Raw genomic sequence first — 14,995 nt, 5'->3', positions numbered from 1 at the left:
CGCGCGCCGAAGCACACGCACAAGAGAGGCTCGTCATGCGTGACATGGTCGAAATCGGCATGGGCAGAACCGCCCGCCGGACCTACGAACTCGACGACATCAACATCGTGCCGTCCCGGCGCACCCGGTCGTCGAAAGACGTGTCGACGGCCTGGCAGCTCGACGCCTACCGGTTCGAGATCCCCGTGGTGGCCCACCCCACCGATGCGCTGGTGTCGGTGGAGTTCGCCATCGAGCTCGGCCGCCTCGGCGGGCTCGGCGTGCTCAACGGTGAAGGCCTGATCGGCAGGCACGCCGACGTCGAGGAGAAGATCGCCCAGGTCATCGAGGCCGCCGCGAAAGAGCCCGAACCCTCGGCCGCGATCCGCCTGCTGCAGCAGCTGCACGCCGCACCGCTGGACCCCGACTTGCTGGGCCAGTCGGTGGCCCGCATCCGGGAAGCCGGCGTGACCACGGCGGTGCGCGTCAGCCCGCAGAACGCGCAAGCGCTCACACCGGCCCTGGTGGCTGCAGGCATCGACCTGCTGGTCATCCAGGGCACCATTATCTCCGCAGAGCGGGTCGCCCAGGACGGCGAGCCGCTCAACCTCAAGAAGTTCATCTCCGAGCTCGACGTGCCTGTGGTGGCCGGCGGCGTGCTGGACCACCGCACCGCCCTGCACCTGATGCGTACCGGCGCGGCAGGCGTCATCGTCGGTTACGGCTCCACCCAGGGCGTCACCACGAGCGACGAGGTGCTGGGTATCAGCGTGCCGATGGCCACGGCGATCGCCGATGCCGCCGCCGCCCGCCGCGAGTACCTCGACGAGACCGGTGGCCGCTACGTGCACGTGCTGGCCGACGGTGACATCCACACCTCGGGCGACCTGGCCAAGGCGATCGCCTGTGGCGCCGACGCCGTGGTGCTGGGGACCCCGTTGTCCTCGGCGGCCGAAGCGCTCGGGGGAGGCTGGTTCTGGCCTTCCGCCGCGGCGCACCCGTCGCTGCCGCGCGGCGCCCTGCTGCAGATCGCGATGGGGGAGCGGCCGTCACTGGGCACCGTGCTCAACGGCCCGTCGGACGACCCGTTCGGCTCGTTGAACCTGGTCGGCGGTCTGCGCCGGGCCATGGCCAAGGCCGGGTACTGCGACCTCAAGGAGTTCCAGAAGGTCGGCTTGACCGTCGGGTCTTAACGCCGAGCAGACAGGGAATCGCATTATTGAGGGCGGTTTTGTGCGATTCTGCGACTGCTCGGCGGCGTCAACCAGCGAGCTGCGCGGCGGTGAGGTGGTATCGGATGCGATCGGCCAGCCGGCTGGGGTATTGACGAACGTCTTGCGCCACGATCGGGATGACGGTCCACGACTGTTCTTGGATACCGGCGAATCGGATCTTGTCCTCGATCATCTTGGCGGGCGCGGAGTGCCAGTCGAGGCCCTCGTATTCCGCGGCGACCAGTGCGTCCGGCCACGCGAAGTCGACACGCCAAATCTGACCGTGCCGGCCCGGGATCTCGTACTGGAGTTCCGGCAGCGGCAGGCCGTGATCGATCATGACGAGGCGGGCCTCGCTTTCCATCGCGGATTCGGCGCGCCCGTCGGCATATTGCAGGAGCTCGCGCACCGCGACGATGCCACGCCGGCCGTGCTGTTCGCCCACGGCCTTGGCGAGGTCGGCGGCAGTGCAGTGCGCTGAGTGAAGCGCGCCGTCGAGGGCGGCGAGTGCGCGGGGCCGCGGCAGCTGGCGGGCGATCTCAACCGCGGTCCACGCCGGTGCCGTCGCCAGACGTCCGGCCACCCGTCGCAGCGGTGCGCCGACCCGTTGATGAACCATCAGGCCGACGGTGGGACGCATGCGCACACCCGGATCGAGCACATGGATTGCCGTCGTGTTCTCGAAGTCGAACCCGTACAGGGCAGCCGCGGTGCCCAGGCACGCGACCGCCTTGGCTCCCATGAACACGTCGAGCGCCGCGAGCCGCCCCATCAAGTCCGGCGGTGCCGCGGCGTAGACGCCGTACCAAACACGGGTCAGTTGTCCATTGCGCACTTGGACGTCCAGTTGTTGACGCGTCATCACGCTCAGCAGTTGTCGGGTGGTGGCGAACCCGCCGACTTCTTCGAGCAGCGCCAACGCAGGTGTGGTCACGATCGAATCGTCGGCCGTCGGGAACCCTCGTTGCGACACCACTTGCGCAATCTGGGGATGAACGCAGGCTTGTGGATAACCCCTCGTCGCCGAGCAGACACAGACTCGCACGTAATCGGCGCGAATCATGCGATTCCGCGTCTGCTCGCCAAAACACCCGTCTTTACAAGTTAGGCCCTCCTGTCTAGCTAGTTACCTATGGGTAGGTCCATACTGTTCGGATGAAGCCTGACTACGACGTCTTGGTTATCGGTTCTGGGTTCGGCGGCAGCGTCAGTGCGCTGCGGCTGACCGAAAAGGGTTACCGCGTCGGTGTACTGGAGGCCGGCCGGCGGTTCACCGACGCCGACTTCGCCAAGACATCGTGGGACCTGCGAAAGTTCCTGTGGGCGCCACAGCTGGGCATGTACGGCATCCAGCGCATCCATCTGCTGCGCAACGTGATGATCCTGGCCGGAGCCGGTGTGGGCGGCGGATCGCTGAACTACGCCAACACGCTCTACGTGCCGCCGGACCCGTTCTTCAACGACCCGCAGTGGAAGGACATCACCGACTGGCGCGCCGAGCTCATGCCGCACTACGAGCAGGCCCAGCGCATGCTCGGCGTGGTGAAGAACCCGACCTTCACCGATGCCGACCGCATCGTCAAAGAGGTCGCCGACGACATGGGCTGCGGGGACACCTTCGTCTCCACACCGGTCGGGGTGTTCTTCGGGCTCGACGGCGAGAAGACTCCGGGCAAGACCGTGCCGGACCCGTTCTTCGGTGGCGCCGGGCCGGCCCGCACCGGCTGCCTGGAGTGCGGCGAATGTATGACGGGCTGCCGCCACGGCGCCAAGAACACGTTGGTCAAGAACTACCTCGGCCTCGCGGAATCGGCAGGCGCGCGCGTGCACCCGATGACGACGGTCACCGGGTTCGAACAGCGCGGCGACGGCCTGTGGGAGGTCACCACGGTCAAGACGGGCAGCAAGCTGCGCCGCGACCGCAAGACCTTCACCGCCACGCACCTGATTCTGGCTGCGGGCACGTACAACACGCAGAAGCTGCTGTTCAAGATGCGCGACACCGGCAAACTGCGCAAGCTGTCCGATCGCCTCGGCGTGCTGACCCGCACCAACTCCGAGTCCATCGTCGGGGCCCAAACCCTCACGGTGTCCCCGGATCTGGACCTCACCCACGGTGTGGCCATCACGTCGTCGGTGCACCCCACCGCCGACACCCATGTCGAACCCGTGCGCTACGGCAAGGGCTCCAACGCGATGGGCCTGCTGCAGACCCTGATGACCGACGGCACGGGGCCCGGTGGCACCGACGTGCCGCGCTGGCGGCAGTTCCTCGACCAGGGCCGCGAACGGCCGGCGTTGCTGATCCGGCTGCTGAACCCGTCCCGATGGAGTGAGCGGACGGTCATCGCCCTGGTGATGCAGCATCTGGACAACTCGATCACCACGTTCACCAAGCGCGGCCCGGGCGGCCGGCGGGTGTTGACGTCCAAACAGGGCCACGGCGAACCGAATCCGACGTGGATCCCGGTGGGCAACGAGTTCACCCGGCGGATGGCGGAGAAGGTCGGCGGCATCGCGGGCGGCACCTGGGGCGAGCTGTTCAACATTCCGTTGACGGCGCACTTCCTCGGCGGCGCGGCGATCGGTGCCGACGCCGAACACGGTGTGATCGATCCGTATCAGCGGGTGTACAACTACCCGACGCTCTACGTCGCCGACGGTGCCGCGATCTCCGCGAATCTCGGTGTGAACCCGTCTCTTTCGATCACCGCGCAGGCCGAACGGGCGGCATCGCTGTGGCCCAACAAGGGACAGGAAGACACCCGGCCGGCCCAGGGCGAGCCCTATCAGCGGCTCGATCCCATCTCACCGTTGCATCCCGTGGTCCCCGCCGAGGCCCCGGGTGCGTTGCGGCGGTTGCCGATCGAACCGGTCAACACAGGAGGCTAGCTCCGGGCGCCGAATCCGGTCCTTACCCGGCGGCTAGGAAAACCTGTCCCATCGTCAGGTGGAATCTGGTAGCGCCGGCGATTACGTGAGCAGGGCGTGATCACGACCATTTGAGTCATGACCACGTACCCACCCGCCACGGCGGCGAGCGATCGCGCAAGCACGCCGCGGTTGCGCGACGTGGCAGGTATCCGCCTCGCCCACAACCTCGATGCGTTGACTCGCGACGAGATCGACGCCGCGCAACGGCACAACCTGCGTGCCACGCTGGCAGCCGCGCGTCGGTCCGTCAACGTGTGGCGGCGTTTCCCCGAACTCCGCGCCGTCGAGACGGTCGACGACCTCGCGGCGCTGCCCCTGCTGTCCGCCGCCGACCTGGCGGCGGGATGCCCACCGCATTCGGCCGACCTCCTGTTCGACCAGAGCCCCGGGCTCGTGCTGCGATCGAGCGGTACGGCCAGCCGGCCCAAAATCCTGTACCACTCATGGGATTTCACCGACCGGGTCCAACATCTCGGCGCGCGCGGCGTGCGGGCAGCGTTGGCGACAGCGCCGAACCGGGTGGCGAACTGCCTGTTCCCCGGGGACCTCAACGGAGCGTTCCTGTTCGTCCAGGACATCGCACGCTCGCTGCCTGCGCTGTCCTTCGCGATGGGCGAGTACACCGCGCCCGCCGACGCCGCAGCAGTCATCGACGCACACGGGATCGACACCCTGGTGGCCTCGCCGGCGTACGGAGCAGAGCTGCTGGCCGGGTATCGGCTGCCGCTGCGGAACTTCCTCTTCATCGGTGAATCGCTGGGAGCCGAGCGTGAGCGCGTCCTGCGCTCTGCCGCACCGGATCTCGTCGTGCGCTCGCTGGCTTATTCGACGTCCGAGACCGGCCCCCTGGGTTACCAGTGCCGCCGCCAGTCGGGCGCGGTGCATCACCTGCACGAGGACGCCAACGTGCTGGAGGTCGTCGACGAGACCGGTCGGCCCGTGCGTGCCGGAACACCCGGCGAGCTCGTCGTCACACCGTTGACGACCTCCGGAATGGCGCTCTTTCGCTATCGGCTCGGCGACAGGGGACAGCTGCTGTCCGGCGGGTGCGCATGTGGGAGCACCGCCCGGTCGATCCTGCTCCTGGGCCGCATGCCGTCGTCGATGACCGTCGACACCATCACGTTCTCCAGCGATCACCTGGTGGCAGCACTCGCGACATTGGGAGTGTCGAGCTCGACCGACTGCCAACTCCAGGTGCTGTGGGAAGGCCACAAATACCGGGTGCGGCTGCTGTTGTCGCAGGCCGCATCGCAAGACATCACGACTGACGTGGTTCATGCGGCTCTGCACGGCGCCCATGAGATCCACGAGGTGATCGTGAGCCCTCGGTGCCTCGATTTCGAGGTGCGGCGAGCAGACATCGGCCAGTTCGCCCGCTCACAGCGCGGGAAAGTGCCCGTCCTCTACCAGGCCGGGATTTGACGAAAGCCCTTGGCGCCCCGGACCTCCGGAGCGCTCCGAGAAGACATTGCCGGGAACAGGAGATCAAGTTATGAGAGACACAGTCAGGCAGCAAGGCACTCTTGAGACACTGCGCGCCGACCTCGATCGGATCGACGCGGAGTTCCTCAGCGCACTCGGTGCACGTATCGACTTGTGCCGCAACATCGCCCACTACAAGCGCGAGCACGGCGTGCCGATGATGCAACCACACCGGATCGGCGTGGTGCAGCAGCGGGCCGCCCGCTTCGCCGAGGCCAACGGGCTGGATCTGACGTTCATGAAGCAGCTCTACGACCTGATCATCGGCGAGACCTGCCGCATCGAGGATCTGATCATCGGCATCGACGGGAGTGCAGCCTGATGCGCGTCCTACTCGTCGACAACTACGACTCGTTCACCTACAACCTCTACCAGCTGATCGGCGAGGTTTCCGGACAGCCGCCGACCGTCGTCCGCAACGACACCCCTTGGGCCGAACTGCGATTCGACGAATTCGATGCCGCCGTGATCTCGCCGGGGCCCGGCCGGCCCGACCGCGACCGCGACTTCGGTGTGAGCGCCCGCGTGATCCTCGACAGTGGCCTTCCGGTGCTCGGCGTGTGCCTCGGGCACCAAGGCCTGTGCCACCTCTTCGGCGGCGAGGTCGTCAACGCACCCGAACCGATGCACGGGCGCATCTCGGATGTTCGACACACGGGCGTCGATCTCTTCGCGGGCATTCCCTCGCCATTCGAGGTGGTGCGCTACCACTCGCTGGCCGTCACATCGCTTCCCGACGAGCTCGAGGAGCTGGCATGGACCGAGGACGGCGTCGTGATGGGTGTGCGGCACCGTGGACTTCCATTGTGGGGCTTGCAGTTTCACCCCGAGTCGATCAGCAGCAGATACGGCCACGAGCTGTTGGCCAACTTCTTGGCCCTCGCCGACGAGCACTCGGCGTCCGCTCCCGCGCAGAACTCCGAGCCGGAGCACCCTCGCTACGACCTGCACGTGCGGCACCTCGATGTCCACCCCGAGGCGCTCGCGGCCTACACCTCTCTCTTCGCGCAAGGCAACCACGGCTTCTGGCTCGACAGCAGCTCGGTGATCGACGGGTTGTCGCGCTTCTCGTTCATGGGCAACGGCGACGGACCCCTGGCCGAACATGTGACGTATCACGTCGCCGACCGCGAGGTCGTGGTCCGGCGGGCCGACGGGACCGCCGAGCGGGTGCACCAACAGTTCTTCGATTACCTCGACGAGCAGCTGCGCGCCCGGGAAGTACCGGCACCCGACAGCCTGCCCTTCGAGTTCAACCTCGGTTACGTCGGCTATCTGGGCTACGAGCTCAAGGCCGAGACCGGCGGTGTCGCGGCGCATGAGTCCGATACACCCGACGCCGCCCTGCTCTTCGCTGACCGGGCTCTCGTCCTGGACCATGCCACCCAGAGCAGTTATCTTCTGGCGCTGTCCCTTTCGGGCGACGCCGCCGACGCCGAGGCGTGGCTCGCGTCGACCGCGCAGGCTCTGCGCACGCTTCCCGCCGCTCCCACCGATCCGGCCCCGAAGCGCACACTGTCCGGGCCGGCCATGACCGATCCGGACATCGGGATGAATGTCGAACTCCGGCACGACCGGGCCGCATATCTCAAGCGGATCGACGAGTGCTTCGACGAGATCAACGCCGGTGAGTCCTACGAGATCTGCATGACCAACATGGTCACCGTCCACACGCAGGTCGACGTGCTGCCCACCTTCGCCCACCTGCGTCGGGTGAGCCCCGTCCCGTTCGGGGCCCTGCTCGACTTCGGCGACGTGGCCGTGCTGAGCGCATCCCCCGAGCGGTTCCTCTCGATCGACCTGCACGGCGCTGTCGAGGCTAAGCCGATCAAGGGCACCCGGCCCAGGGGCGGCGACGCGGCCGAGGACCAGGCCCTGGTGCAGGAGCTGCGTGGCAATCCGAAGGACCGCGCCGAGAACCTCATGATCGTGGATCTGCTCCGCAACGACCTCAACACGGTCTGCTCGGTGGGATCGGTCCACGTGCCCAAGCTGTTCGACGTCGAGACCTACGCTGCGGTGCACCAACTCGTCTCCACGATCCGCGGCACGCTCGCCCCGGGTCGTTCCGCGGTCGACTGCGTCCGCGCCGCGTTCCCCGGTGGGTCGATGACCGGTGCCCCCAAGGTCCGGACGATGGAGATCATCGACCGGCTCGAGCAGGGTCCGCGCGGCGTGTATTCCGGTGCGTTGGGCTGGTTTTCGCTGTCCGGTGCGAGCGACCTGTCGATCGTGATCCGAACCCTGGTGGTCAACGACGGGCGGGTGAGCTTCGGTGTCGGTGGCGCCATCGTCGCACTGTCCGACCCGGCCGGGGAGTTCGACGAGACCGTGGTCAAGTCGAGGGCGATGATGACGGCTCTGGCCGCGGCCGGCCGGCAGGAGGGCACCAAGTGAACCGGGTTGTCGGGCGCGTCGTCGTCGCCGGCGGCTCCGGGTCCGTGGGATCGCTCTTCGCCGAGCGGCTCCACGACTCGGGTAGCGACGTGGTCATCGTCGACCGCACTGTCCCCGCACCGACCCAGAATGTCGCTCGCTTCGTGCGAGGCGACATCAGCGATCCCGGCGCAGAAGTGGCCGACGTCGTCCGAACCGCCGATGTCGTCCTGCTGTGCGTCCCCGAACCGGTGGCCTTGGTCGCCATCGGTCGGTTGGTCGGGACGCTGCGGCCGGACGCCCTCATCGTCGACACGCTGTCGGTGAAGTCCACGGTGGTCCCTGCCCTGCACGCCGTCACCACGATCGCCGGGGAGGCCGAGGCGTTGAGCCTCAACCCGATGTTCGCGCCCTCCTTGGGTTTTGCCGGTCACCCGGTGGCCTCGGTGGTCGTCCGCGACGGCAGGCGTGGGCGCGCGTTGGCCGATCTGATGCAGCACTGGGGCGCCCGGGTGGTCACCGTGACCGCCGACGAACATGACCGGTTGGCGGCCGCCGCCCAGGCCCTCACGCACGCCGCGGTGATCGGATTCGGCGCTGCCCTGGCCGAATTGAACGTCGACATCGCCGATCTCGACCGGATCGCTCCGCCGCCGCACAGCGCACTGCTGGCACTGCTGGCGCGCATCGCCTCAGGCGCACCCGAGGTGTATTGGGACGTACAGGCGGCCAACCCTTACGCTCCGGCGGCACGCCGCGCGCTGTCGCGCGGGGTGGCGCAGCTGTCGGATGTCGTCGAGGACGGCGAGGCGAAAGCATTCGGCGACCTGCTCGATCGGCTCTGCGGAGTGCTCGGCCCCCTGCGCGGCGCTTACCGCGAGCGCAGCGCCAAAGCACTGCGCGCCATCACCACCGACCTCACAAAGGAGACAGTCAAATGACGGAACTCATGGAACGCCAATCCAACTGGGTGGCGTCCCGGGTCAGCAAGACCTCGGACTCGCTCGATCGCGCCTTCGCGGAAGGTCTCACCGGGCACGTCATCACCGCGCGGGACGGCAAGCGGGTCCAGCTCGAAGACGGCTGCGAGGCCGTGGAATTCGTCTCGTGCTCCTACCTCGGTCTGGAGTCGCACCCCGACCTGATCGCGGCGGCGACAGAGGCGATGGGCCGGTTCGGACTGCATTTCTCCACCTCACGGAACCGAGGTCGGCCGCCGTATCTGCGCGAGCTGGAGGAGCTGCTGTCCGTGATGTACGGCGGCGCCCAGGCGGCGGCGTTCACCTCGGTCGGCACCGTCCATCTGGGCCTGCTGCCGCTGCTCGGCGCAGGCGCCCTGCCCAGCTATCCCGTGGCCGACGCAGGCGTCGCGTTCCTCGTCGAGAAGACCGCGCACGCGTCGATCCAGGTGATCCGCGGTGTGCTCGAGCAGATCGGCCCGACGCGGCGTTTCGACATGACCGAGCCCGCAGCACTTCCCGATGCGGTCCGCGAGGTCGCGGCCACCGGTCGGACACCGATCGTGTTGGTCGACGGCGTCGGCTCGATGGGCGGCCTGATCGACGTGGCGGCGATGCTGGCCATCCTCGAGCCGTTCGGTGGCCATCTGTATGTGGATGACGCCCATGGGGTCTCGATCGAAGGCCCGCTCGGCGCGGGCTACGCGTTCGAGGCGCTCGGGGGCACGCTCCCGGCACACGTCGTGCTCGCCGGCTCGCTGTCGAAGGCCTTCGGTGGCGCCGGGGGTTTCGCGGTCGTGCCCAGTCACCAGGACATGCTGGTGCTGCGAAAGTTTGCCAACCCGTTGGTGTTCGGCCATTCGATCATGCTGCCGATGCTCGCGGCCGATGTCGCCGCTGCCCGCTTGCACGTCGACGGCCAGGTGGCGCAGCTGCAAAAGCAGCTCTGGCACAACGCCGCCGAGTTCGACCGGCTGACGGGGCAGACCCTCGTCAACGCGGGCCTGCATTCGCCGGTTCGCGGCGCGTTGTTCGATACCGAGGACGCGGCGTTCGCCGCCGCCCGCCGGTTGAAGCAGGCCGGTGTGCTGGTCCTGCCCGCCTTCTATCCGACGGTCGCGAAGGGCACGGGGCTGATGCGCTTCGCCGTGTCCGCCCTGCATCAACAGCAGGACCTCGAGACGGCCGCCCGCGCACTCGGCTTCTGACATCCCCACACCCGACACCACCTGACGACAAGGAATTTGAGCGATGACGATTTCCACCCGCGCACTGCTGTCACCGGAAGAACGCGCCCGCCTGGCGGCCATGTCCGAGCTCGGCGGGGGCAACCTGCTGGCGACCGCCATGGCCGTGCATCCCGACCCGCACATCCCGTTCATCCGCACGGGCCGCCCGGTGATCAACACCGCAGGCGAGGAGCAGACAGAGTTCACGCTGGCCCAGCTCGATGCGCTCGTCCAGAGCTGGTCGGTCTGGTACCACCAACAGGGCGTCGGCCCGCGAGACCGGGTGGCGCTCTACATGGCAGATACGTTCGCCTACACGATCCACCTCAATGCGCTGGCCCAGTTGGGCGCCATCGGAGTGCTCATCAACAGCAAGGCGTCGCCGGAGCTTGCGCTCGGCCTGTGCGAGCGCACGACACCGGTCGGGATCTACACCGATCGGGCCCGCTTCGCTCGGATCGCCGAAGGAGTCGGAGCGCTCGACGGCCTGCGTTGGGTCCAGTTCGCCGAGCACGTGCCTGCCCCGCCTTCGGCGACACTGCCCGACGCCTGGCGCTTCAAGCACGCACCGGAGGACCCGGTGTCGATCATGCACTCGTCGGGGACGACGGGAATTCCCAAGGCGGTGACGCAAACTCACGCATCCAGCGTTGCCGGTCCACGCTACCGCCTGGTGAACTACACGGAGCCCGTCCACGAGCGGATGATGACCGCCCAACCGCAGTCACACCTCGGATGCATCGTGTACACCGCTTACTCCATCCTCGCGGGCACGCCGCTGGTGGCGCTCTACGACCCGAGCGGCGAAGAACTGGCGGAAGCCGTGCGTCGGCACCAACCGAAGGGCGTCATGGCGTTCGCGCACGCCTACGCCGAATTGGCGGTGCTCGAAACACCAAGAGGCACGGTTGATTCAGTTGACTACTGGGTCAACATGGGCGACGCCATCCACGAGGCCCACATCGGGGCGATCCTGGCCAAGCGCAGCCCGGACCAGGAACCGCCGACGTTCTACGATCGGTTCGGCACGACCGAGCTCGGCTGGGGCTTGGTGGTCCAGCCCCGGACGTTGGGCTCGGAGCGCTCGGACCGGCGGGTCGGCAAGCCCGATCCCGGCCTCGAGGTCGCGGTGCTGCGGCCCGACGGCAGCAAGGCGCCGGTGGGCGAGGTGGGTTTCTTCGGGGCCAAGGGCCCGTCCATCACGGCCGGGTACTGGAACGACTCGGACACCACCTATCGCTCGAAGCTCGGCGGCTACTGGCTCACCGGTGACCTGGTGTACCAGGACGCTGACGGCAATTACTTCGTGGTGGACCGGACCAAGGACGCCATCGAAACCGCCGACGGCACCGGCTATTCGGTGCTCATGGAAGAGATGCTGCTCAACGAGATCGGTGCGATCAGCGACTGCGCCGTCGTTGCGGGCCGCCACGGCGAGCAGATCGTTCCGGTCGCGGTGATCGTGACCGACGATTCGCCTGCCGACGCCGCACGGCTGCTGGCCCAGGCCAACGAAGTACTGGAGAAGGCCGGCCATCCCCGCATCGCCGTGCTGGATGTCGCCCGGACCCCGGACGACTTCCCGGTGGGTGTGACGGGCAAGGTGCTCAAGCGCCAACTGCGGGACCGTTACCGCGATCTGGCGAACAGCTCGCTGCAGGAGAACCGGGCCATCGCCGCGTTCATGACGCCCGAAAGCGTAGTCGCCGGATGATCGGAAACTGGCTGTCGACCCTGGTGCCCGAGCCCGGCGCACGCCGGCGACTGGGCTTGGGCACCGGGATCTACAACATCGGCACCGGCATGTTCATGACGTCGTCGGTCCTGTATTTCACGGAGGGACTGGGATTGTCGGTCACCGAGGTCGGCCTGTGGTTGGCCGTCGCCGGAATGATCGGCCTGTTCGCCGGTGTTCCGATGGGCCACCTGGCCGACCGCCGCGGTCCTCGGGGCGTCGCGGCCCTGAGCCTGGTGGTGCTCGCCGTGACGATGGTGGGCTACGTCTTCGTCACGCACATCTGGATGTTCGTCGTCGTGACTGTCGTCGAGATGCTGGCGACAGCGGCGTCGAGGGCGTCGCGCGGCGGGCTGATCCGCCGCGTCGGCGGCGAGGGCGCGGCCGCCTACCGCTCCCAGCTGAGGGCCATCGAGAACGCCGGCGTCGGGATCGGTGCCGCCGTCGGCGGGTTGGCGCTGACGCTGCACACTCTGGTCGCCTACCAGGTGCTGTTTCTCGCCAATGCGGCAACCTTTCTGATCGGTGCGTGGGTGTGCGCGACGCTGCCGTACTTCGCGCCGTTGCCCGCCCCGCCCGGTACGCGGCCCGGGGTGGCGCTGCGGGACAAGCCGTTCATCGCCTACACGATCCTCAACGGCGTGATGAGTCTGCAGTATGCGGTCATCACCTTCGCCCTGCCGCTCTGGATCGCCACGCAGACCAGCGCCCCCCGCTGGATGGTCGGCGCCGTGTTGCTGGTCAACACGTTCGGTGTTGTGGCGCTGCAGGTTTGGGTCGGCCGCAAGGTCAACACCGTACGCCAGGGCGGCGCTGCCATGCGTGTCGCCGGCTTTGTCTTCCTGGTTGCCTGCGGTGGCATGGCGGTGGCGGCCAACCTGCCCGTGTGGGCCGCCGCCGCGGTTCTGCTGCTGGCGGTCGCCGTCCATTCCGTGGGCGAGATGTGTCATGCGGCGGCGGTTTTCGCGCTGAGTTTCGAGCTGGCGCCGGCCCACGCGCAGAGCGAATACGTCGGCCTGCAGGACATGGGTCTTGGCGCCGCGTTTGCGGTGGCGCCCGCGGTGCTCGGGGCCCTGTGCCTGGGCATCGGCCAGGTCGGCTGGCTGCTGCTCGGTGGACTGCTCGCCGCGGCAGGACTGGCGACCGTGCCCGTCGTCACGTGGGCGATCCGGAGCCGGCCGTTCCCCCTTGCGTCCGAACAGCTCTCGGATGCCGAGCCGCCCACCGTGGTGCTGGCCACCGCCCGGTTCGCGGTCCGCCCACCGGCCCGCCGCCAGCCGCCGGCCCTGCCCGTCACGGGGCCGGCCCGCACGCCGCTCGAATACGTCGTCCTCGACGACAATTCGCGATTCATCCTGGACCGGGACTGCGTGGTCGGACGGTACCCGCACAGCTGCGACGCCGTTCGCAGGGGACTGCGTCCCATCCGGATCGATGTGCGCGCCGACGGGATGTCCCGCGCCCACCTGGAGATCCGTCGCGCCGACGGCCGAGTGTTCATCATCGACCGCCAGTCGAGAAACGGTGTCTCCGTTCGCCCTGCCGGGCAGACGCAATGGACCCGGATCGCGCCGTGGACGCCGATCGTGTGGCTGCCCGGGATGTCCGTGCGGATCGGCCGCCGGATCCTGCGGCTGGAAGGACACGCCCCGCGGCCCGTGGTCGCGGCGACGCCGTCGACTGCACCAACCGTACACATCGACCGCGCCAACCGATTTGCCGTCGCGGCCACCTCAGAAGGGAATGCACAATGAGTGAGCAGCAGCGAGCGGCCAGACCCCGCGCGTTCATCCTGACCGGGTATCTGCCCGTGGTCTGCCGAGATTCGATCTACCTCGACGATCTGCGGGAGCGGGATCTGAGGGTACTGGTGATCACACCGGCCATGTCGCGCTCGTACGCGCAGACGCACGGTGACGATCCCGCTCATCCGGTCTCCAAGCTCGACGAGATCGCCTTCGTCGACGGCTCGGTGGCCAGCGAGGGGTCCTTCCTGCCCGGAGTCATCGAACACGCCGAACGCTGGCGGCGCACCTACGACGTGGTCGGCATCTATGCCGTGGGGGAGACCTTGGTCGAGCCCACGGGCCTGATCGCCGACTACTTCGGCCTCCCGTTCCCGGGGTTGCGGGCAGCACGTGCCTGCCGCAGCAAGTACCTACAGCGTTGGTATCTGCCCGAACTCAGTCCGGTGTCCGTCCTGATCCCGCCCGGGACGCGTGATTCCGTCGATTGCGGGTCCGTTCCGTTCCCGGCCGTGGTGAAACCGGCCACGAGGCACTCGAGCGAGGGCGTTCAGAAGGTGCACGACCACGCCGAACTGGTCGCGCAGCTGGACGACTACCCGCCGCAGGAGACCATCCTCGTCGAGCACATGATCACCGGCCAGGAGTACTCGGTCGAGAGTCTCACGCAGGACGGCAAGACGCTGTTCTCCTCGGTCACCCGCAAGGAGACGACGGATGTCGACTCGCGGTATTTCGTCGAGATGGCCCACACCGTGCCCGCCCCACGCGACGACGCGTGGGATGCGGTGCAGCGCGCCAACATCGCGATGCTCGACCGGTTGGGCGTCGAGAACGGCATCACGCACGCCGAGTGGCGCCTCGACTCGCAGGGGGAGGCCCGCCTCATGGAGGTCGCCGCCCGGACTCCCGGCGACGGCATCATGCTGCTGTACCGGCTGGCGACGGGCCAGCCGATGGAACCCGAGATCCTGCGCATCGCGCTCGGCGAGGCCGCCGACTACCCCAGCGCCCGGCGCTACGCACGCCAGGTGTATGTCGGGCACCGGCCCGGGACACTCGTCGACGTCGAGGTCGACTGGCCCGGGGTCGAGGCCCGCTGGGTCGACGACGGCAATCCCTGGCCCGAGATCCCTGCGCTGCCCGCCGATCACCCGCCGGCACTGCGCGCCGTCTTCGTCTATGAGGCCCGCGGCGCGCAGCTTGGCCCCATTCGCAGCTCCGACGACCGGGCCGTCACGTTCTTCATCGACGCCCCGACCATCGCCGAGCTCGACGAGATCGAGGAGCGCGTGCGCCGATCCATCACGATTCGCACAACTCCACACTGAGTTTTCGC

The 14,995-nt window shown here is 68.0% G+C and carries 11 protein-coding genes; 10 read left to right on the top strand and 1 reads right to left on the bottom strand.

The annotated features are described in order from the left end of the window. Nucleotides 1-44 precede the first annotated feature (44 nt). Nucleotides 45-1,172 carry a GuaB3 family IMP dehydrogenase-related protein gene (locus BST13_RS14320; RefSeq protein WP_211296094.1) on the top strand — a complete coding sequence of 376 codons (1,128 nt, stop codon included), beginning with the start codon at nt 45-47 and terminating at the stop codon, nt 1,170-1,172. A gap of 67 nt (nt 1,173-1,239) precedes the next feature. On the opposite strand, the gene BST13_RS14315 is transcribed toward BST13_RS14320, so the two are convergent. Beyond that, on the bottom strand, nt 1,240-2,127 hold the full coding sequence (locus BST13_RS14315) for a hypothetical protein (protein ID WP_083164771.1): 888 nt from the start codon (nt 2,125-2,127) through the stop codon (nt 1,240-1,242). A 221-nt stretch (nt 2,128-2,348) separates the two neighbouring features. On the opposite strand from BST13_RS14315, the gene BST13_RS14310 reads away from it, so the two are divergent. The 9 genes from BST13_RS14310 (at nt 2,349) to BST13_RS14270 (ending at nt 14,987) form a co-directional block, all read left to right on the top strand. Beyond that, nucleotides 2,349-4,085: a GMC oxidoreductase gene (locus BST13_RS14310; RefSeq protein ID WP_083164695.1), complete on the top strand. Its 1,737-nt coding sequence runs from the start codon at nt 2,349-2,351 to the stop codon at nt 4,083-4,085. A 117-nt stretch (nt 4,086-4,202) separates the two neighbouring features. Further along, nucleotides 4,203-5,552 (top strand): phenylacetate--CoA ligase family protein, encoded by a 1,350-nt coding sequence (locus BST13_RS14305; protein ID WP_083164694.1) that lies wholly within the window; start codon nt 4,203-4,205, stop codon nt 5,550-5,552. Nucleotides 5,553-5,622: 70 nt separating this feature from the next. Further along, nucleotides 5,623-5,934, top strand: coding sequence for a chorismate mutase family protein (locus BST13_RS14300; RefSeq protein ID WP_083164693.1), 312 nt, complete (start codon nt 5,623-5,625; stop codon nt 5,932-5,934). Next, entirely contained in the window at nt 5,934-8,009 is a 2,076-nt protein-coding gene (gene pabB / locus BST13_RS14295) for an aminodeoxychorismate synthase component I (RefSeq protein ID WP_083164692.1), read from the top strand. Before BST13_RS14300 ends, pabB begins: the two co-directional genes overlap by 1 nt. Further along, complete coding sequence (locus BST13_RS14290; protein WP_083164691.1) at nt 8,006-8,929, top strand: prephenate dehydrogenase/arogenate dehydrogenase family protein; 924 nt, start codon at nt 8,006-8,008, stop codon at nt 8,927-8,929. Before pabB ends, BST13_RS14290 begins: the two co-directional genes overlap by 4 nt. Then, entirely contained in the window at nt 8,926-10,155 is a 1,230-nt protein-coding gene (locus BST13_RS14285) for an aminotransferase class I/II-fold pyridoxal phosphate-dependent enzyme (protein ID WP_095533550.1), read from the top strand. The genes BST13_RS14290 and BST13_RS14285 overlap by 4 nt, the downstream gene beginning before the upstream one ends. A gap of 43 nt (nt 10,156-10,198) precedes the next feature. Then, nucleotides 10,199-11,890, top strand: coding sequence for a class I adenylate-forming enzyme family protein (locus BST13_RS14280; RefSeq protein ID WP_083164690.1), 1,692 nt, complete (start codon nt 10,199-10,201; stop codon nt 11,888-11,890). Continuing rightward, a complete protein-coding gene (locus BST13_RS14275) occupies nt 11,887-13,665 on the top strand; it encodes an MFS transporter (protein ID WP_083164689.1) in 1,779 nt (592 codons plus the stop codon). The genes BST13_RS14280 and BST13_RS14275 overlap by 4 nt, the downstream gene beginning before the upstream one ends. Next, nucleotides 13,662-14,987, top strand: a complete 1,326-nt coding sequence (locus BST13_RS14270) for an ATP-grasp domain-containing protein (RefSeq protein ID WP_083164688.1) — start codon at nt 13,662-13,664, stop codon at nt 14,985-14,987. Before BST13_RS14275 ends, BST13_RS14270 begins: the two co-directional genes overlap by 4 nt. The last annotated feature ends 8 nt before the right edge of the window (nt 14,988-14,995 follow it).

The organism is Mycobacterium aquaticum, assembly GCF_002086485.1.
GTDB classification, from domain to species: Bacteria; Actinomycetota; Actinomycetes; order Mycobacteriales; family Mycobacteriaceae; genus Mycobacterium; species Mycobacterium aquaticum.
The sequence above is the reverse complement of the archived record's forward strand: the minus strand, read 5'-3'. Positions and strand labels throughout refer to the sequence as shown.